Annotated in this window: 1 protein-coding gene; it reads right to left on the reverse strand. The window is 60.7% G+C overall.

Annotated features, from left to right (window positions below):
• A partial coding sequence (locus FQ664_RS26475; RefSeq protein ID WP_474707159.1) for a PDC sensor domain-containing protein occupies window positions 1-252 on the reverse strand: 252 nt, incomplete at both ends.

Raw genomic sequence — 252 nt, forward strand, 5'->3', positions numbered from 1 at the left:
GCTCTGTTCACTGAGGATGCGTTTGAAATTGGGCCGTTCGGTGTAGTAGGTGCCAATCAGCGGGTCCTGCCCGCGGTAGGGCTGGCGGACGAGCAACTGCCCATCGGTATTGAACAGGTTGATGCTGCTGTCGTGGCCAATGTCCAGGCGCTGGAACAACTCATTGAAGTACGACAGGCGCAGCGCACCCGCTGCCAACCCGGCGAACTCGCCATTGGGGCCGGAGATACGTCGGCTGAAACTGGCACTGCG

The organism is Pseudomonas persica, from assembly GCF_900291015.1.
Classification (GTDB): Bacteria; Pseudomonadota; Gammaproteobacteria; order Pseudomonadales; family Pseudomonadaceae; genus Aquipseudomonas.